General features: G+C 64.2%; 15 protein-coding genes and 2 pseudogenes. 9 read left to right on the top strand and 8 right to left on the bottom strand.

Annotated elements, in window-relative coordinates:
- Window positions 1–3 precede the first annotated feature (3 nt).
- The 4 genes from OKW29_RS26475 to uraH form a co-directional block, all read right to left on the bottom strand.
- On the bottom strand, window positions 4–1,350 hold the full coding sequence (locus OKW29_RS26475) for a type II toxin-antitoxin system HipA family toxin (protein WP_429293193.1): 1,347 nt from the start codon (window positions 1,348–1,350) through the stop codon (window positions 4–6).
- Window positions 1,347–1,613, bottom strand: a complete 267-nt coding sequence (locus OKW29_RS26470) for a helix-turn-helix domain-containing protein (protein WP_184056811.1) — start codon at window positions 1,611–1,613, stop codon at window positions 1,347–1,349. The genes OKW29_RS26475 and OKW29_RS26470 overlap by 4 nt, the downstream gene beginning before the upstream one ends.
- A gap of 269 nt (window positions 1,614–1,882) precedes the next feature.
- Window positions 1,883–3,076, bottom strand: a complete 1,194-nt coding sequence (locus OKW29_RS26465; RefSeq protein WP_429293192.1) for a urate hydroxylase PuuD — start codon at window positions 3,074–3,076, stop codon at window positions 1,883–1,885.
- Between the two features lie 169 nt (window positions 3,077–3,245).
- Window positions 3,246–3,599, bottom strand: a complete 354-nt coding sequence (uraH, locus tag OKW29_RS26460; protein ID WP_187618421.1) for a hydroxyisourate hydrolase — start codon at window positions 3,597–3,599, stop codon at window positions 3,246–3,248.
- A 461-nt stretch (window positions 3,600–4,060) separates the two neighbouring features.
- Between uraH and OKW29_RS26455 the strand changes: the two genes are divergently transcribed.
- Complete coding sequence (locus OKW29_RS26455) at window positions 4,061–5,449, top strand: 8-oxoguanine deaminase (protein ID WP_429293191.1); 1,389 nt, start codon at window positions 4,061–4,063, stop codon at window positions 5,447–5,449.
- A 100-nt stretch (window positions 5,450–5,549) separates the two neighbouring features.
- On the opposite strand, the gene OKW29_RS26450 is transcribed toward OKW29_RS26455, so the two are convergent.
- Window positions 5,550–6,482, bottom strand: a complete 933-nt coding sequence (locus OKW29_RS26450; RefSeq protein ID WP_184022674.1) for a LysR substrate-binding domain-containing protein — start codon at window positions 6,480–6,482, stop codon at window positions 5,550–5,552.
- A 281-nt stretch (window positions 6,483–6,763) separates the two neighbouring features.
- Between OKW29_RS26450 and OKW29_RS26445 the strand changes: the two genes are divergently transcribed.
- From OKW29_RS26445 to OKW29_RS26430, 4 genes are all read left to right on the top strand, one after another.
- Window positions 6,764–8,362 (top strand): ABC transporter ATP-binding protein, encoded by a 1,599-nt coding sequence (locus OKW29_RS26445; protein WP_184066071.1) that lies wholly within the window; start codon window positions 6,764–6,766, stop codon window positions 8,360–8,362.
- Window positions 8,363–8,455: 93 nt separating this feature from the next.
- Window positions 8,456–9,562, top strand: coding sequence for an ABC transporter permease (locus OKW29_RS26440; RefSeq protein WP_429294940.1), 1,107 nt, complete (start codon window positions 8,456–8,458; stop codon window positions 9,560–9,562).
- A gap of 39 nt (window positions 9,563–9,601) precedes the next feature.
- A complete protein-coding gene (locus OKW29_RS26435; protein ID WP_090800507.1) occupies window positions 9,602–10,531 on the top strand; it encodes an ABC transporter permease in 930 nt (309 codons plus the stop codon).
- A 61-nt stretch (window positions 10,532–10,592) separates the two neighbouring features.
- Entirely contained in the window at window positions 10,593–11,687 is a 1,095-nt protein-coding gene (locus OKW29_RS26430) for a BMP family ABC transporter substrate-binding protein (RefSeq protein WP_429293190.1), read from the top strand.
- Window positions 11,688–11,796: 109 nt separating this feature from the next.
- On the opposite strand, the gene OKW29_RS26425 is transcribed toward OKW29_RS26430, so the two are convergent.
- Window positions 11,797–12,006, bottom strand: a complete 210-nt coding sequence (locus OKW29_RS26425) for a dodecin (RefSeq protein ID WP_018435559.1) — start codon at window positions 12,004–12,006, stop codon at window positions 11,797–11,799.
- A gap of 268 nt (window positions 12,007–12,274) precedes the next feature.
- On the opposite strand from OKW29_RS26425, the pseudogene OKW29_RS26420 reads away from it, so the two are divergent.
- From OKW29_RS26420 to OKW29_RS26410, 3 genes and pseudogenes are all read left to right on the top strand, one after another.
- Window positions 12,275–12,381: pseudogene (locus tag OKW29_RS26420) on the top strand (NAD(P)-binding domain-containing protein); the annotation flags it as partial.
- A 27-nt stretch (window positions 12,382–12,408) separates the two neighbouring features.
- Window positions 12,409–12,555 (top strand): annotated as a pseudogene (locus OKW29_RS26415) (NAD(P)-dependent oxidoreductase); the annotation flags it as partial.
- A 93-nt stretch (window positions 12,556–12,648) separates the two neighbouring features.
- On the top strand, window positions 12,649–14,241 hold the full coding sequence (locus tag OKW29_RS26410; protein ID WP_090800503.1) for an ABC-F family ATPase: 1,593 nt from the start codon (window positions 12,649–12,651) through the stop codon (window positions 14,239–14,241).
- 107 nt (window positions 14,242–14,348) lie between these two features.
- On the opposite strand, the gene OKW29_RS26405 is transcribed toward OKW29_RS26410, so the two are convergent.
- A complete protein-coding gene (locus tag OKW29_RS26405) occupies window positions 14,349–14,552 on the bottom strand; it encodes a DUF1289 domain-containing protein (protein ID WP_429293189.1) in 204 nt (67 codons plus the stop codon).
- A 123-nt stretch (window positions 14,553–14,675) separates the two neighbouring features.
- Window positions 14,676–15,977, bottom strand: a complete 1,302-nt coding sequence (locus OKW29_RS26400; protein WP_429293188.1) for an Nramp family divalent metal transporter — start codon at window positions 15,975–15,977, stop codon at window positions 14,676–14,678.
- A gap of 529 nt (window positions 15,978–16,506) precedes the next feature.
- On the opposite strand from OKW29_RS26400, the gene OKW29_RS26395 reads away from it, so the two are divergent.
- Window positions 16,507–17,607: a polyamine ABC transporter substrate-binding protein gene (locus OKW29_RS26395; protein WP_184056793.1), complete on the top strand. Its 1,101-nt coding sequence runs from the start codon at window positions 16,507–16,509 to the stop codon at window positions 17,605–17,607.
- Window positions 17,608–17,689 lie beyond the last annotated feature (82 nt).

Genomic DNA, 17,689 nt, shown 5'->3' with positions numbered 1-17,689 from the left:
CGATCACTTGCGCCTGCCAAGCAGCGGCGAATGCCCGATGACTTCCCTTGACCGTTCGGGCGGCTCCGGCGCCGAAAATCCCGCTGCTTCGATGGCCGGCTTGAGCCCCCTGAATTGCAGGCTTTTCTTCGGCGAGCGCAGCGATGTCATGCCGTCGTCCCATGCATGCAGCATCTGCTTGGCGACCGCACGCCACTGCGGTTCGTTGCGCGCTGCTTCGATCAACTCGTGGCCGACGTCGACGGCGGAGTCGCACAGCGCTTCAACCATCTGCGCATATTGCCGCGGGGCGATGCCCATGCGCGTGTTGAAAAATCGTTCCAGCGTTTTACCGGCTGCCCAGGTTTTGCGGCCGTCAACAGGCAGCCCGGGCGGATTGGCTGCGAAGCGCGGATAAGCCTGGGTCGTCACGACATCGTAGACGGGCGTGAACGCGACATCGTCGACCGAGGTATAGAACAGTGCGACGTTCTTGGTGTGGCAGTCCGCATTGCGCACGACGTAGTTCGTCAGCAAATGCCAGCCGAGCTGCTGGAGTTGCATCCGCATGGTGTCGCGATCGAGCAGATACGCTCTTGCCGCGGTGAGCATTTTCTCGCTCGTCGAATTGTATTTTTCGTGCGGTGGCAAGCCGAGCAGACCGCACAAGTCTTCGACGCCATACGCCGGCAGTCCCTGCGCGTCGACATCGAAGCGCTCGACGACGAGCGCCCTGCCATCGTCCGACATCCGCGTGCGCGCAACGTGCGCCACCCCCAGCCGCTCCAGCACCCGCATCGAATGGAACTCGTTGAAACCGAGAAAGGGCGTGTTGTCGTCCGAACCTTTGACGATGTGGCGGCTCGTTCGAATCGTCGGCTTACCGAGCTGCAACGGTGTCGATGCGGCAGACTGCGCCTGCGGCGCGATGAACTTCGGCACGACGCCCGAAATGGCCGCTCGCGCGTATTCACGTACGAGTTGCGCGAAATGTTCGGCGGTGTTGTCGCCGTGCAGGATGTGCTGGACGTCGAGCGCCTGGAGTTCGGTGCCTGGCGCCACGCCTTCGGGCGTCACGGTGACCCGGCCGATCCCCATCGAGCCCACGACGGCGAGCAGTGACAGGTCGGTTCCGTCGAGCAAGGGCCCGAATTGCTCGCGGATCAGATTCAGCAGATAGCCTTCGGGCAGGTTCTGCCGGAAAAACGGATGCAGGTCGCGTGGCCAGCGCCAAGGCTCTTCGCGCACCGGCATCGTCAGGCTGACGAAGTCGGCCGCGCTCGCATCGCCGTGATATTTGAGGACATAGTCGTCGCGCTCGCGAAACAGCGTGGCAACCTTCTTGCCTAGCACCTGAACGTCGAGCTTCATGGCTGCGCGTCCGGGTTGCGCTGTTCAGCGAGGATGTCTTCCAGCGTGCGGCCATGTCCATGCGCGACGAACTTGAGGTCGTAACCGGCAGCCTCGAGCAGGCGCACGAGCACGGACACGCTCATATCGTTCCTGGCGAGCGTTTCCATCCGCGCGACGGTCGTGCGGGCCACGCCCGCGCGGCGCCCAAGTTCTTCCTGCGATAGTTTGCTGTCCCGTCGCACGGCTTTCAGCATGTCCGAGACATCGGCGAGGTTGGTCATTTGTAGCCTCAGGGCGTCAAATTCAACGTATTTGACATTTATTGTAGCCCAAGAGACACAACAAAGTTATTCGCATTTGTGTCTCTAGGGCTACATTTTATATTCTTTGGCGATTTTTGTAGCCCAAGGGCGACAAACTCCGATTATCGATCTCGCTGACCGCACACGTCACCTTCCCAAACAACAACGGGCTTGCCGCTCCCGCGACAAGCCCGCTTCGCACTCCAGCCTCTGCCTCGGCACCGGCTCCGTGATCCGGACAGACGTCCTTACTTCGCCGCGCCGTCTTCGAACCACGCGGCGATCTTCATCCGCTCGTCGTCGGTCATATGCGTGACGTTGCCGAGCGGCATCGCCTTCAACGTGACCGCCTGCTGGTAAATGCGCTGCGCGTTCTGCGAAATTTCGTCGGGCGTATCCATCAGCACGCCGGCGGGCGCGCTGCCCATCATCGTCGGATGCGCGGAGTGGCAGGCCACGCAGCGCTGCTGCAGCACCGGCGCGATGTCGGCGACCTTCAGCGTCGGCGCGTTGGCGGCCTGCGCCTGCGGCACCACCGGACGCGGCATGGTCCACACGAGTGCCGTGCACATCAGCGCGACGCCGACGAGCGGCAGATACCACAACACCTGGCCGCGATGGCGCATCACGAAGAACTGACGGATCAGCGCGCCGGCCAGCATGATGACGACGAGCACCGCCCAGTTGTACGGATGCGTGTAGGTCATCGCGTAGTGGTTCGACAGCATCGCGAACACGACCGGCAGCGTGAAATACGTGTTGTGCACCGAGCGTTGCTTGCCGCGCTTACCGTAGATCGGGTTCGGCGTGTCGCCCTTCAGCATCGCGTCGACCATCTTGCGCTGGCCCGGAATGATCACGAAGAACACGTTGGCCGACATGATCGTCGCGAGCATCGCGCCCATGATCAGATACGCTGCGCGGCCCGCGAAGATATGGCAGGCGAGATACGCCGCGATCAGCACATAAACGCCGACGCAGATGCCGAGAAGTTTGTCGCGTGTGCCGAGAACGCGGCACAGCGAGTCGTAGACGATCCAGCCGGCCGCGAGGAAGCCGATCGCCGAGGCGACGGCGACCACCGGCCCCATGTCGAGCACGTTCCTGTCGATCAGGTAGGTGCTCGGCGAGAACAGATACAGCACGGTAAAGAGACCGAAGCCCGACAGCCACGTCGTGTACGACGGCCATTTCGACCAGTGCAGGTCTTCGGGCATTTCGGGCGGCGCGACCGTGTACTTCTGCATGTTGTAGAAGCCGCCGCCGTGCACGTGCCACAGCTCGCCGAACACGCCGCGACGGCGCTGGTTCGGATCGGTCGGCGGCTTCAGGCTATTGTCGAGTGCGACGAAATAAAACGATTCGCCGATCCATGCAATGGCGGCGATGACGTGGAACCAGCGAATCGCGAGGTTCAACCAGTCGGTGATAAAGCCTTCCATGAAACTCCTCCACTTCTGATTCGTTGCGTGCGCGATGACGTTCGACGTCGTCGGTCATCGCGCCGACTGCGGATAGAAGACGCAGCGCGGGTTGTTATGGGTATCGCGGGGCGTTGTGCCTGTCCAGGTCTGTTCGTGCCGGTTCGGACGCGGCTCGCATCCAGCAGGGCTAGCTGCCCCGATACGTGCTGTACGAAAACGGCGACACCAGCAGCGGCACGTGATAGTGCGCGTCGGCATCGGCGACGCCGAAGCGCAGCACGACGCGATCGACGAAGCGTGGTTCCGGCACCTTCGTGCCGAGCGACGCGAAGTAGTCGCCCGCGCCGAACACGAGTTCGTACTCGCCCGCGACGAGCGCGTCGCCTTCGAGCAGCGGCTCGTCGCAGCGGCCGTCGTGATTGGTGACGGTGGTTTTGAGCGCGCGGCGCGAGTCGCCCGCGAGCGCGAAGAGTTCGACCTTGATGCCTGCGCCGGGACGGCCGTTCGCGGTGTCGAGCACGTGGGTAGTGAGCTTGCCCATTCGCAATTGTCCTTGTGTGAATGCGAGGTGTCGGCGGCGGCCCGATCCATTACGTTTGCGGCGGATCGAGGCTCCACGTTAGTGGCTACATACCCGTCGGCGAATCGAAGCGAGCGCCGTGGCAGCCATTGTAGAAAGGATGCTCTGTCCCGGGCGCGAGCGATAGGAAAGATAATAGTTCGCGCATGATGGACAGCCAGACGAAAGCCGCGCCGGCTCATCGGCCGATCGTACCGGCGCCAAAAATGCACCACTATATTGGCGGTGTGAAGTTGGGTATCGCAACCGCGCGGGTTGTCAGCGGGATTTTGGCTACCGAAGGTAAGCGCTGTGCGGCGCGACACACCCGTGCAAAGGCAGGCCTTTGGCACGGACAACCCCGAAGACGGCGACTCACGCTGGGTAACCGGGCCAATCGCGTTCGAACGGCTTTGCATGCAGGCAATCAGGCGGACAGACGAATGACGATGAATGAAGCACTGAAACAACCCGGTAAAACGATGCTCGTGAAGCACGCGGACGTGCTGGTCACGATGGATGACGAGCGGCGCGAACTGCGCGACGCCGGGCTGTATATCGAGGACAACCGGATCGTCGCGGTCGGACCGACCACGCAACTGCCGCAAACGGCCGACCAGGTACTCGACCTGCACGGCCATCTCGTGATTCCGGGCCTCGTCAACACGCATCACCACATGTACCAGAGCCTCACGCGCGCGATTCCCGCCGCGCAGAACGCCGAGCTGTTCGGCTGGCTCACGAACCTGTACAAGGTGTGGGCGAACCTCACGCCTGACATGATCGAAGTATCGACGCTGACCGCGATGGCCGAGCTGCTGCTGTCGGGCTGCACGACGTCGAGCGACCATTTGTATATCTATCCGAACGGCAGCCGTCTCGACGACAGCATCGCGGCCGCGCGCCGAATCGGCATGCGCTTTCATGCGGCGCGCGGCAGCATGAGCGTGGGACGCAAGGACGGCGGCCTGCCGCCCGATTCGGTGGTCGAGCGCGAAGCGGACATCCTGAAGGACACGCAGCGTCTGATCGAGACGTATCACGACGATGGGCGCTACTCCATGCTGCGCGTCGTTGTGGCGCCGTGCTCGCCGTTTTCGGTGAGCCGCGACCTGATGCGCGAATCGGCGGCGCTCGCGCGCCAGTACGGCGTGTCGCTGCATACGCATCTGGCGGAGAACCTCAACGACGTCGAGTACAGCCGCGAGAAGTTCGGCATGACGCCGGCCGAGTATGCGCACGATCTCGGCTGGGTCGGCCATGACGTATGGCATGCGCACTGCGTGCAACTCGACGACGCGGGCATCGCGCTGTTCGCGCGCACCGGCACCGGCGTCGCGCACTGTCCGTGCTCGAACATGCGGCTCGCGTCGGGCATCGCGCCGGTCAAGCGCATGCGGCTCGCGGGCGTGCCGGTCGGGCTCGGCGTCGACGGTTCGGCGTCGAACGACGGTGCGCAGATGGTCGCCGAAGTGCGCCAGGCGCTGTTGCTGCAGCGTGTCGGTTTTGGGCCCGATGCGATGACCGCGCGCGAGGCGCTCGAAATCGCGACCCTGGGTGGTGCGCGCGTGCTCAATCGCGACGACATCGGCGCGCTCGCGCCCGGCATGGCCGCGGATTTCGTCGCGTTCGATCTGCGTGAGCCGCACTTCGCCGGCGCACTGCACGATCCGGTGGCGGCGCTGGTATTCTGCGCGCCGTCGCAGGTCAGCCATAGCGTGATCGACGGCAAGGTGGTGGTGAACAATGGGCAGTTGGCGACGCTCGAACTCGGGCCGGTGATCGAGCGGCATAACGCGCTCGCGCGGCAGCTTTACGAGGCGGCCGCTTGAGCTCGAGCGGAACGGGCGGCACTCGCGCCGCGCCGCGCGCAAGCCGCGAGTCGCTGATCCGTGAGCGGCGGCGCCAGTGCGATCAGCGCCGCATGCGGCGTCAGGACTTGTCGATCAACGTCCGGGTCGCCTCGCCAACCAGGCCGCGCAGCCAGCGCACTTCGTCGGAGTAATGCACGCGCTCGTGCCACAGCTGGTAGTACTGCATCGGCGGAAAGTCGAGTGGCGCGGCCACCACGGTCAGCGGCAGGAACTTCGCGTAGTAGTCGGCAAAGAGGCGCGTCGTCGTGAAGATCAGATCGGATTTGATCAGCACGTACGGCGCGAGATTGAAGTAGGGCAACGTGACGACCACATGGCGCTTGAGCCGCTCGCGCGCGAGATGCACGTCGATCGCGCCGCGCTGGCCGACCGAATACGGCGTCGGCGCGAGATGTGGCGCGTTCAGGTACTGGTCGAGCGTGAGCCCGCCGCGTTTGGCGAACGGATGCGTGTTGCTCATCAGGCACACGATCTGATCGACGAACAGGTTCGACAGATGCAACTGCTCGGGCGGCTCCGGCCAGTTGCCGACCACGATGTCGAGCTTGCCGTCCTCGAGCGCGAGTTCGTAGTCGAACGCGGGGCCGAGCGAATGGAATTCGAGCGTCGCGTTCGGTGCGGCCTTGCGGAAACGTTCGACGACCGTCGGCACGAACAGCACGTTCAGGTAGTCGGGACAGCCGATCCGGTAGCAGCGGATCGACGTGGCCGGATCGAAGTTGTGCTGCTGGAACTTGATGCGCTCGATTTCGCGCAGCGCGTTCTGCACCGGTTCGAGCAGGCGCAGACCGTACTCGGTCGGCACCATGCCGGACTTGCCGCGCACCAGCAGCGGGTCGCCAGTGATGTCGCGCAGACGGCGCAGCGCCGCGCTGATGGCGGGTTGGGACTGGTTCAGTTTGACGGCGGCGCGGGTGACACTGCGCTCCATCAGCAGCGTGTGCAACACGCGCAGCAGGTACGTGTCGATCGCCTCGCGTTGCTGGCTCATGGATTCTCCGAATATATGTGCTGGCTGATCGAACGAACGTGGGGGTATATGCGTTTTAATATGGACGAAAAACGGCGTCAAGGGCGACATACCCGCAGAGCTTGTAGCGGCGGGGGTTTGCGGGAATTTTGTCAACTCGACTGAGTGGGGCGAATTAGGTATTGTCATCCGGTTGTGGTGACGGATCGCCCGCCGGCGGGGCGGACCGATAGTCCGCAATCCGGCGGCAAGCAGGCGGCAAGCAGGCGGCAAGCAGCGTCACGAACGCACTACGGAATCTCATGAGCGACACTCCACTTAGCGACGGCGCGCAACTCACCGGCCAGGCGGTGCCTCGGCTCGCAATGACGGGCATCACGAAGCAGTACCCGGCCGTGCGCGCCAACGACGACGTCACGCTCGTCGTCGCGCCCGGCGAAATCCACGCGGTGCTCGGCGAGAACGGCGCGGGCAAGAGCACGCTGATGAAGATCATCTACGGCGCCGTGCGACCCGACGCCGGCGAGATCCGTTGGGAAGGCGAGACGGTCGACATCGCGAGTCCGGCGGCCGCCCGCAAGCTCGGCGTCGGCATGGTGTTCCAGCACTTCTCGCTGTTCGAGACGCTGACGGTCGGCGAAAACATCGCGCTCGCGCTCGACGAACCGTTCGATCTGAAGACGTTGGCCAAACGCATCCGCGAGGTGTCGGCCGACTACGGGCTCGACATCGATCCGCAGCGGCATGTCCACAGCCTCACCGTCGGCGAGCGGCAGCGTGTCGAAATCGTGCGCTGCCTGCTGCAGAATCCGCGTCTGTTGATCATGGACGAACCGACCTCGGTGCTGACGCCGCAGGCGGTCCGCAAGCTCTTCACGACGCTGCGCCGGCTCGCGGCCGAGGGCTGCAGCATCCTCTACATCAGCCACAAGCTCGACGAAATCCAGGAGTTGTGCGACACCGCGACGGTGATGCGCGGCGGTCGCGTGACCGGCCATGTGACGCCGAAGAACGAGACGCATGCATCGCTCGCGCAATTGATGGTCGGCCACTCGCTGCCGGACTACACGCGGCGCGAGCACAAGCCGGGCGCGGTGCTGCTCGATGTCAGGCAGTTGTCGGTCGCGAGCGACGATCCGTTCGGCACCTCGTTGCGCGACGTGTCGTTCAGCGTGCATGCGGGCGAGATCTTCGGCATTGCCGGTGTGTCGGGCAACGGGCAGGCGGAACTGCTCGCGGCGTTGTCCGGAGAGAAGCGCGCTGAAAAACGCAGCCTGCCGGCCGACGCGATCACGATCTGCGGCAAACCGGCCGCGCGCCTCGGCGCGGGCGGGCGGCGCGCGCTCGGCTTCGGCTTCGTGCCCGAAGAGCGGCTCGGCCGCGGCGCGGTGCCGGCGATGAGCCTCGCCGACAACGCGCTGCTCACCGCGCATCGGCAGAGCATGGTCAACTCGGGCTGGATCAAAACGGGTGTGATGCGCGCATTCGCCAAGCGCTGCATCGACGCGTTCGACGTGCGCTGCGGCGGCCCCGACGCGCTCGCGCAAAGTCTGTCGGGCGGCAATCTGCAGAAATACATCATGGGCCGCGAGATTTTGCAGGCGCCGAAGGTGCTCGTGGTCGCGCAGCCGACGTGGGGCGTCGATGTCGGCGCGTCGGCGTTCATCCGTCAGCAACTGCTCGATCTGTCGGCGCGCGGCGTTGCGATTCTGGTGATCTCGGAGGAACTGGAAGAGCTGTTCGATATCTGCGATCGCATCGCGGTGCTCGCGGGCGGGCGGCTTTCACCGGTGCGCGCGACCGGTGCGACCAACGCCGAGGAAATCGGCCGCTGGATGGCGGGGCTGTTCGGCGACCGCGAGGGCGCGGCGCCCGCGGCGGATCAGCCGGCGCATGCATGAGGCGAGGCGTTGCCCGCCGGCCGCGCCGAGACGCTAACCACGCACGCGAATGCGGACCCTGAAGAACAGAACCCGAACAAATACATGCTACCCATGATGCTTCCCTATCGACTCGAAGCCCGCACGTCGCCGTCGCGCACGATGCAGCTCGCCGTGCCGCTGATCGCCGCGTTGCTGACGCTCGCGATCGGCTTCCTGATCTTCGGCCTCGTCGGCCGCGACCCGTTGCAGGCGATGCACGCGTTTTTCATCGAGCCGCTGTCGAGCATCAACGGCTGGTCGGAGCTGCTGCTGAAGGCGTCGCCGCTGTGCCTGATCGGCCTCGGTCTCGCGATCGGCTATCGCGCGAACGTGTGGAACATCGGCGCCGAAGGGCAGATGCTGCTCGGCGGCATCGCGGCGAGCGGCGTCGCGATCTATTTCGATCAGGCGAGCGGCTGGTGGATCCTGCCGACCATGATGGCGGCCGGCATCCTCGGCGGCATGGCGTGGGCCGCGATTCCCGCGTTTCTGAAGAGCCGCTTCAATACCAACGAGATTCTCGTGAGCCTAATGCTCACGTACGTCGCGACGCAACTGCTGATCTATCTCGTGAGCGGCCCGTGGCGCGATCCGCAGGGCATGAACTTCCCGCTGTCGGAGATGTTCAGCGGCGACGCGCTGTTTCCGACGCTGTATGGCGACTGGCACTGGAAATTTCTGCGTGGCACGCGCCTGAACGCGTCCGTGTTCCTCACGCTGATCGCGATTCCGCTCGTCTGGCTGTTCATGCGCAAGAGCTTCGCGGGCTACCGGATGAACGTCGGCGGACTTGCGCCGCTCGCCGCGCGTTACGCCGGTTTCTCCGACAAGAAGACGATCTGGACGTCGCTGCTGATTAGCGGCGGCCTCGCGGGCCTCGCCGGTATGGGCGAAATCGCCGGTCCGATCGGCCAGTTGCAGGCGACGTGGTCGCCGGGCTACGGCTTCACCGCGATCATCGTCGTGTTCGTCGGCAGGCTGCATCCGCTCGGCATCGTGCTCGCCAGTCTGCTGATGGCGTTGCTGTATCTCGGCGGCGAAGCGGTGCAGACCTCGATGCAATTGCCGCAGGCGCTCTCGGGCGTGTTCCAGGGGCTGCTGCTGTTCTGCCTGCTCGGCGCCGACCTGTTCGTGAACTACCGCGTGCGGCGCCGCTCGGCCGCAGCAGTGGCTCGTTGAGTTTGCCAATCAGCCCGCTAATCCGCTTTCAGACTCGATATGGATATCCAGCAAGCCAGCGCGCTCACGTCGAGCGCGATCACCGCGTCGATCCCGTTGATGTTCGCGGGCGCCGGCGAACTCGTCGCCGAAAAGTCGGGCGTACTCAATCTTGGCGTGGAAGGGATGATGCTGATGGGCGCCGTCAGCGGCTACGCGGTCACGTCGATCACCGGCAGCCCGTGGCTCGGCGTGCTCGCCGCGATCGGCGCCGGTCTCGCGATGTCGCTGCTGTTCGCGTTCCTCACGCTGACGATGCTCGCCAACCAGGTCGCGACCGGCCTGTCGCTGACGATCTTCGGCATCGGGCTGTCCGCGTACGTCGGCAAGCCGTACACGTCGGCGGCGGTGCGCGCGACGATCGATACGTGGACGATCCCCGGCCTGTCGAACATCCCGGTGCTCGGCCCCGCGCTGTTTACCCTCACGCCGCTCGATTACCTCGCGTTCCTGATGTTCGCCGCGATCGGCTGGTTCCTCTATCGCACGCGCGCGGGACTCGTGCTGCGCTCGGTCGGCGAATCGCCGCAGGTCGCGCATTCGGTCGGCTTTCCGGTGGTCGGCGTGCGCTATGGGGCGGTCGCGTTCGGCGGCGGCATGGCGGGGCTCGCGGGCGGCTACTATTCGATCGTCAATCTGCACCTGTGGCAGGAGAACCTGACCTCGGGCCGCGGCTGGATCGCGCTCGCGCTCGTGGTGTTCGCGACGTGGCGCCCTGGGCGACTGCTGATCGGCTCGCTGCTGTTCGGCGCGGTGACGGGGCTGCAGTTCTATGCGCAGGCGATCGGTGTGCCGGTGCCGACGCAGTTCCTCGCGATGCTGCCGTACGTCGCGACGATCGTCGTGCTCGCGCTGATCTCGCGCAATCCGAACACGATTCGCCTGAATGCACCCGCGTCGCTCGGCAAGCCGTTTTTCTCGGCGGGCTGACGGCGACACAGGTTCTTTATCGATCGCTCAAACTATTCGCTCATTACGACAGGGAAAAAAGATGAAGAGAAGAAATCTGCTGACCGCTTTCGCTTGGGGTGCGGCGTCGCTGGCACTTGCGGCGCCGCTCGCGCAAACCGCGCAGGCCGCCGACGTGCCGGGCGTCGCGTTCGTCTATCTCGGCAATCCGGGCGATGCCGGCTGGACCTACGCGCACGATCAGGGCTCGCGGGAAGCCGAAGCGAAGTTCGGCAACAGGATCAAGATCACGCGCGTCGAGAACGTGCCGGAATCGGCCGACTCCGAGCGCGTGTTCCGCGATCTCGCGAACAAGGGCAACAAGATCATCTTCGGCACGAGCTTTGGCTACCAGGACTTCGAGCTGAAGGTCGCGAAGGACTTCCCGGACACCATCTTCCTGCACGCGACCGGCTACAAGAAGGCGCCGAACTTCGGCACCTACGACGTGCGCATGTACCAGGGCGCGTATCTCGCCGGCGTCGCCGCGGGCTACGTGACGAAGAGCAACACGCTCGGCTTCGTCGCGTCGGTGCCGATTCCGGAAGTGGTGCGCAACATCAACGCGTTCACGCTCGGCGCGCGCTCGGTGAATCCGAAGGTGCATACGAAGGTGATCTGGATCAACAGCTGGTTCGATCCGGGCAAGGAAAAGCAGGCCGCCGAAACGCTGATCGGCCAGGGCGCCGACGTGCTGCTGCAGAACACCGATTCGAGCGCGACGCTCGCGACCGCGTCGGAGAAGCACGTGCACGCGTTCGGCTGGGATTCGGACATGAAGAAGTTCGGTCCTGATGCGCATCTCGGCTCGGTAGTCGCGCACTGGGGCGTGTACTACAGCGCGGTGATCCAGCAGGTGCTCGACGGCAAGTGGAAGAACGATCCGGTGTGGTGGGGCATTCCGCAGAAGGCTGTCAACCTCGAGGACCTGAACACCTCGGCGATTCCGGCCGATGGGCAGAAGCAGGTTGCCGCGAAACGCGACGAACTCGCGAGCGGCAAGCGCGACGTGTTCACGGGCCCGATCAAGGATCAGTCGGGCACGGTGAAGGTGCCTGAAGGCAAGACGCTGACCGATCCGGAACTGCAGCGCCTGAACTGGTACGTGGAGGGTGTCGACGGATCGCTGCCGAAGTAAATCGGGCGGTCCGTTGTTGAAAAAAAGCTGCGTCCAGCCCGGCCTGGACGCAGCTTTTCTGTTTGCGGCTTGCGCGTGGCAACGGGCAAGCGTGTCGTGCGGTCGCCGCTCAGTCCTCGATGCGCAGGCCGACCTTCAACGTTACCTGCCAGTACGCGACCTTGCCGTTCTCGATCTGGCCGCGCGTTTCCGTGACCTCGAACCAGTGCAGATTGCGCAGCGTTTCCGACGCTTTGGCAATCGCGGTGGTGATCGCGTCGTCGATCGATTTCTTCGACGAACCGGTCAGTTCGATCTTCTTGTAAACGTGTTCTGACATGAGTTCCTCCTTGGTGTGCGCCGCTGGTCAGTAAAACGCTGCTCGGAAACGTGCATGGAAAAAAGTATAGGCAACGGTTCGCGCAGTCCGACGGACAGATGCGTCCTCGCCAGCGCAATCGCCTGCGCGGCGGACCAGACGTCGCCCGCTCGAACCATCGATACCGCACATCGCATGCCCGGTATCGCGCGACTTAAGCGCCTGGCGCGGTCGCTATCATCCGTACGCAACATAAGCCATTCAATCTGATAACCGACGAGGTTCGAACGTGGAAACTGGTTTTTGCGGCCCCGGCCTGATGGGCGCGCCGATGATCCGGCACCTGCCGCGCGCCGGGTCATAGCGTGCATGTGTGGAACCGCACGCGCGCGGTCGAGCAGATCGTGTTCGGCGCGGCGGGGGAGCGCCTACGAGACCGGCACGCCGATGCCGGTCGCGTCGACGGTCCAGCAATTGCTGCGACTGGGTGCGGCAATGGGGCTCGCCGACGCGGATTTTTCGGCCTTTATCGACATTCTGCAGACGCCGCGCGGCGGCTCGAGCGGGTGACGCGGGTCGCGCCGGAACAACTGTCCGGTTGAAATCTCCAAACCTGCTAAAATATTGGGTTTTTCGCCGATATCACATTCAAAGGGACGCGCTGTGCTGTCTACTGCCAATATCACCATGCAATTCGGGCCGAAGCCCCTCTTCGAGAACATTTCGGTCAAATTTGGGGGAGGGAATCGCTATGGCCTGATCGGTGCGAACGGCTGCGGTAAATCCACCTTCATGAAGATTCTCGGTTCGGATCTCGAACCCAGCTCGGGCAACGTGATGCTCGAGCCGAACGTGCGTCTGGGCAAGCTGCGCCAGGACCAGTTCGCGTACGAAGACGTGCGCGTGCTCGACGTCGTGATGATGGGCCACGCCGAAATGTGGGCCGCGATGACCGAGCGCGACGCGATCTACGCGAACCCCGACGCGACCGACGACGACTACATGCACGCGGCCGAACTCGAAGCGAAGTTCGCGGAGTACGACGGCTACACGGCCGAAGCGCGCGCGGGCGAGCTGCTGCTCGGCATCGGCATTGCGATCGAAGACCACAACGGCCCGATGAGCAACGTGGCGCCCGGCTGGAAGCTGCGCGTGCTGCTCGCGCAGGCGCTGTTCTCGAAGCCGGACGTGCTGCTGCTGGATGAGCCGACCAACAACCTCGACATCAACTCGATCCGTTGGCTGGAAGATGTTCTCAACCAGTACAACTCGACGATGATCATCATCTCGCACGACCGGCACTTCCTGAACCAGGTCTGCACCCACATGGCCGACATGGACTATGGCACGCTGAAGGTCTACCCGGGCAACTACGACGACTACATGCTCGCCAGCACGCAGGCGCGCGAGCGGCAGCAGGCCGCCAACGCGAAGGCGAAGGAGCGCGTGGCCGATCTGCAGGACTTCGTGCGCCGCTTCTCGGCGAACAAGTCGAAGGCGCGCCAGGCCACCAGCCGTCTGAAGATGATCGACAAGATCAAGATCGAGGAATTCAAGCCGTCGTCGCGGCAGAACCCGTTCATCCGCTTCGAGTTCGAGAAGAAGCTGCACAACATCGCGGTGGTCGCCGACAGCATCTCCAAGAAATACGAGCGCTCGATCTTCAATAACTTCAGCATCAGCGTGCAGCCGGGCGAGCGCATCGCGATCATCGGCGAGAACGGCGCGGGCAAGACCACGCTGCTGCGTTCGCTGCTCGGCAATCTGCAACTCGACCACGGCACGGTGAAGTGGGCGGAAAACGCCAACGTCGGCTACATGCCGCAAGACACGTACGAAGAGTTTCCGGGCGACGTCACGCTGATGGACTGGATCGACCAGTACCGCAAGGAAGGCGACGACGAGCAGATGGTGCGCGGCACGCTCGGCCGGCTGCTGTTCAATGCGGACGACATCCGCAAGTCGGTCAAGGTGCTGTCGGGCGGCGAGAAGGGCCGCATGATCTGGGGCAAGCTGATGCTGGGCCGCCACAACGTGCTGCTGATGGACGAGCCGACCAACCACATGGATATGGAGTCGATCGAGTCGCTGCAGATCGCGCTCGACAAGTTCGACGGCACGCTGATTTTCGTCTCCCACGACCGCGAGTTCGTGAGCGGCCTCGCGAACCGGATCATCGAAGTGAAGACCAATGGCACGCTGAACGACTTCGGTGGCAACTATGAGGACTTCCTGACGAGTCAGGGCGTGCAATAAGCGCTTCGGTTCACGCTGATCGAATCGCGTCACAGCAAAAAGCCCGCTTCGTCGAAGCGGGCTTTTTTTATGGTCGCGTCAACGTGCGATGCGCGCAACGAACACCCTCACATCTTGTCGTTCTGAAACCGCATCGCCGTGCCTTCCCGTTCGATCCGAGTCCAGATCGCGCGCTTTTCCTCGTCGCTCAGAAACACCCAGTTCGACACTTCGGTGGCGGTGCGGCCGCAGCCTTTACAGACCTCGTCGAAGAGCGTGGAGCAGACGCCGATGCACGGGCTGTCGGGAAGATCGTGGAGATTCGAAGTCATCGGAAACCTTGAGGCGGGGAGGCGAAGTCCCGCTATGTTAACCGATGCGCGCCGCGCGGCTTGCATGCGCCGCTCAGCGTCGTGCGAACTTCATGTCAATTGCGCTGACCTTTGCGTCTGCGATCACGCCGAAGTCGCCAGTTGCCACATCAGCGCGCCATTGAGCGCAATGATGAACGCCGCCGACAGCCATGACAGCACGAGCGGCACGCCGTGCACGCGCCAGCCGCGCATCAGCGCCGCATCGGACGCGCAGCGGATCAGCGGCACGACCGCGAGCGGCAATTGCAAGCTCAGCACGACCTGGCTCGCGACCAGCAACTGATTCGAGCCATGCTGGCCGAACACGCCCACCGCGAGCAGGGCCGGCCCGATCGCGAGCGCACGCGTGAGCAGCGCGCGTTTCCAGCGCGGTAACCGCAGCCGCAGGAAGCCCTCCATCACCGTCTGACCGGCCAGCGTGCCGGTGACGGTCGCGCTGAGTCCGCACGCGAGCAGCGCCGTCGCGAACAGGATGCCGGCCCAGCGGCTGCCGACGAGCGGCGCGATCAGCCGATGCGCATCGGCCAGATCGGTCACGTCGCGATGACCGCTGGCATAGAACACGGCCGCCGCGACGATCAGCAGCGCCGCGTTGATCACGAACGCGAACGCAAGCGAGCCGAAAGTATCGAGATTGACGACGTGCAGCGCGGCTTTGATCTGCGCGTCGCTGCTGTCGGGCGCGTGATGCTTGACCAGCGCCGAATGCAGATACAGGTTGTGCGGCATGACCGTCGCGCCGACGATGCCCGCCGCTAGCCACAGCATGCCCGCGCTTCTGATCAGCTCCAGGCTCGGCGCGGTGCCGGCCAGCGCCGCGTGCCAGTCGGGCCGCGCGAGCGCGAGCTGCACGACGAAGCACAGGCCGACGAAGCCGATCAGCGCGGCGATCACCGCCTCCAGCCTGCGGCCGCCTTTCTGCTGGAGCGCGAGCAGCGCGAAGGTGCAGACCGCCGACATCAGCACGCCGACCGTCAGCGACACGCCGAGCAGCAGTTGCAGCGCGACCGCGCTGCCGACCACCTCGGCGACATCGCAGGCGACGATCGCGACCTCGCTCGTCATCCACAGGAACAGCGTCGCGCGCCGGCCATTGCGCTCGCGGCACAATTGCGCGAGGTCGCGCCCGGTCACGACGCCGAGGCGCGACGACAGCCATTGCATCAGCATCCCCATCAGGCTCGACAGCAGCACGATGCCGAGCAGGCGGTAGCCGTAGCCCGCGCCGGCGCCGAGCGCGGTCGCCCAGTTGCCGGGATCGATATAGCCGACTGCGATCAGCGCGCCGGCGCCGAGGAACGAGAACCAGTGCGCCGGACGCGTCGGCTCGCCCGGCAGGCGCCGGCGCGGGTTGGGACGCATCGCGAAAGGATTGGTGTTCATCGTGCCCGAGCTTGTGGGAAACGCATCCTGCTGCAAGTCACATGCCCATCGCGCGCGCGCAGCGGCTGGCCGGCCGTCGCGCGACGACGTCGCACAATACGCATCAAAAGATCATGATAGGAGCATTCGTGGCGGCGCCGCGGCGCATGAAAGGCGCGCCGGACGCCGACGCGGCTCTGCACCGGCAAGCACCGTCCGACACTCGCGCGCGCCAGAGCGGCGCACCGCCCAGGTGCGAGCCAACGCCGAGCTGACAACCAGATAACAGCGACTCGACGAAACCCTCGCAGCCGGTGCCCAGCGCGGATAAAGCGCGGCCGACGACCGCGTATTTTTCGGTAGACACGCGCCGCCGATAACCCGTTAAAATTGCGCCCATTTTGCAAGGGTGCGGCCAGAGCCTGTACCGTTTGCGCGACAGCTCCGGGTTTTTTTTTGTGCGGGCAATAATTGGTGGTAGTTTTCGGGGTTTTCAGGGGACCGTGCGGGCGACGGCGCGGCTTGAGTGACGAGAGGATCGGAGAACGGGATGAACAAGCGGATAGTGGGGCATATGGCGGCGCTGATCTTGTGCGCGGCGCCGTGGTTGACGGCCGCTGCGAAGGATACGCAGCTCAACGTGTATAACTGGTCCGACTACATCGCGAAGGACACAATACCGAACTTCACCAAACAGACCGGCATCCAGGTCAAGTACGACAACTACGACAGCGACGACACGCTGCAGGCGAAGCTGCTCACCGGTCACTCGGGCTACGACATCGTCGTGCCGACCAGCAACTACGCGGGCAAGCAGATCGCCGCGGGCATCTTCGAGCCGCTCGACAAATCGAAGCTGCCGAACCTGAAGTACCTCGACCCGTCGCTGATGGCGCTCGTCGCCGGCGCCGATCCGGGCAACAAGTACGTGGTGCCCTGGGCGTACGGCACGACCGGCCTCGGCTACAACGTGACGAAGGTCCAGCAGATCCTCGGCAAGGACGCGCCGCTCGATAGCTGGGACATCCTGTTCAAGCCGGAATACATCTCGAAGCTGAAGGCCTGCGGCGTGTCGGTGCTCGACGCACCGGACCAGATGTTCGCAGCCGCGCTGCACTACATAGGCAAAGACCCGATGAGCACGAACCCGGCCGACTACCGCGCCGCGCTCGCGATGCTGAAAAAGATCCGCCCGTACATCACGCAGTTCAACTCGTCGGGCTACATCAACGACCTCGTCGGCGGCGACATCTGCTTCGCGTACGGCTGGTCGGGCGACGTCGTGATCGCCAAGCATCGCGCGATCGAGGCGAACAAGCCGTACAAGATCGAGTACTTCGTGCCGAAGGGCGGCGCGCCGGTGTGGTTCGACGTGATGGCGATTCCGAAGGATGCGAAGCACAAGGAAGCCGCGCTCGAGTGGATCAACTACATCGAGACGCCGCAGGTGCACGCCGCGATCACCAACGCCGTGTACTACCCGAGCGTCAATATGGAAGCGCGCAAGTACGTGGACAAGGACGTCGCGAACGATCCGGCCGTGTACCCGTCGCCGGAAACCATCAAGACGCTGTTCCTGTTGAAACCGCTGCCGCAGGAAATCCAGCGGCTGCAAACGCGGCTGTGGACCGAGTTCAAGTCCGGCCGCTAAGCGCGACAACAAACAGATAAGCAGCCTATGAAGCCCTCGGTGTTCACCGGGGGCTTTGTTCGTCAAACGCCGGAGTGAAGCA

Source organism: Paraburkholderia sp. CI3 (assembly GCF_050436505.1).
GTDB classification, from domain to species: domain Bacteria; phylum Pseudomonadota; class Gammaproteobacteria; order Burkholderiales; family Burkholderiaceae; genus Paraburkholderia; species Paraburkholderia tuberum.
This window is presented reverse-complemented; position numbering and strand designations above follow the sequence as displayed.

Excerpts from the sequence above, each read along its gene's own strand:
- OKW29_RS26405 (WP_429293189.1), bottom strand. The coding sequence starts at position 14,552 with ATGACTTCGAATCTCCACGATCTTCCCGACAGCCCGTGCATCGGCGTC.
- OKW29_RS26430 (WP_429293190.1), top strand. The coding sequence starts at position 10,593 with ATGAAGAGAAGAAATCTGCTGACCGCTTTCGCTTGGGGTGCGGCGTCG.
- OKW29_RS26400 (WP_429293188.1), bottom strand. The coding sequence starts at position 15,977 with ATGAACACCAATCCTTTCGCGATGCGTCCCAACCCGCGCCGGCGCCTG.
- OKW29_RS26455 (WP_429293191.1), top strand. The coding sequence starts at position 4,061 with ATGACGATGAATGAAGCACTGAAACAACCCGGTAAAACGATGCTCGTG.
- OKW29_RS26425 (WP_018435559.1), bottom strand. The coding sequence starts at position 12,006 with ATGTCAGAACACGTTTACAAGAAGATCGAACTGACCGGTTCGTCGAAG.
- OKW29_RS26470 (WP_184056811.1), bottom strand. The coding sequence starts at position 1,613 with ATGACCAACCTCGCCGATGTCTCGGACATGCTGAAAGCCGTGCGACGG.
- OKW29_RS26440 (WP_429294940.1), top strand. The coding sequence starts at position 8,456 with ATGATGCTTCCCTATCGACTCGAAGCCCGCACGTCGCCGTCGCGCACG.
- OKW29_RS26450 (WP_184022674.1), bottom strand. The coding sequence starts at position 6,482 with ATGAGCCAGCAACGCGAGGCGATCGACACGTACCTGCTGCGCGTGTTG.
- OKW29_RS26395 (WP_184056793.1), top strand. The coding sequence starts at position 16,507 with ATGAACAAGCGGATAGTGGGGCATATGGCGGCGCTGATCTTGTGCGCG.
- OKW29_RS26445 (WP_184066071.1), top strand. The coding sequence starts at position 6,764 with ATGAGCGACACTCCACTTAGCGACGGCGCGCAACTCACCGGCCAGGCG.
- uraH (WP_187618421.1), bottom strand. The coding sequence starts at position 3,599 with ATGGGCAAGCTCACTACCCACGTGCTCGACACCGCGAACGGCCGTCCC.
- OKW29_RS26475 (WP_429293193.1), bottom strand. The coding sequence starts at position 1,350 with ATGAAGCTCGACGTTCAGGTGCTAGGCAAGAAGGTTGCCACGCTGTTT.
- OKW29_RS26465 (WP_429293192.1), bottom strand. The coding sequence starts at position 3,076 with ATGGAAGGCTTTATCACCGACTGGTTGAACCTCGCGATTCGCTGGTTC.
- OKW29_RS26435 (WP_090800507.1), top strand. The coding sequence starts at position 9,602 with ATGGATATCCAGCAAGCCAGCGCGCTCACGTCGAGCGCGATCACCGCG.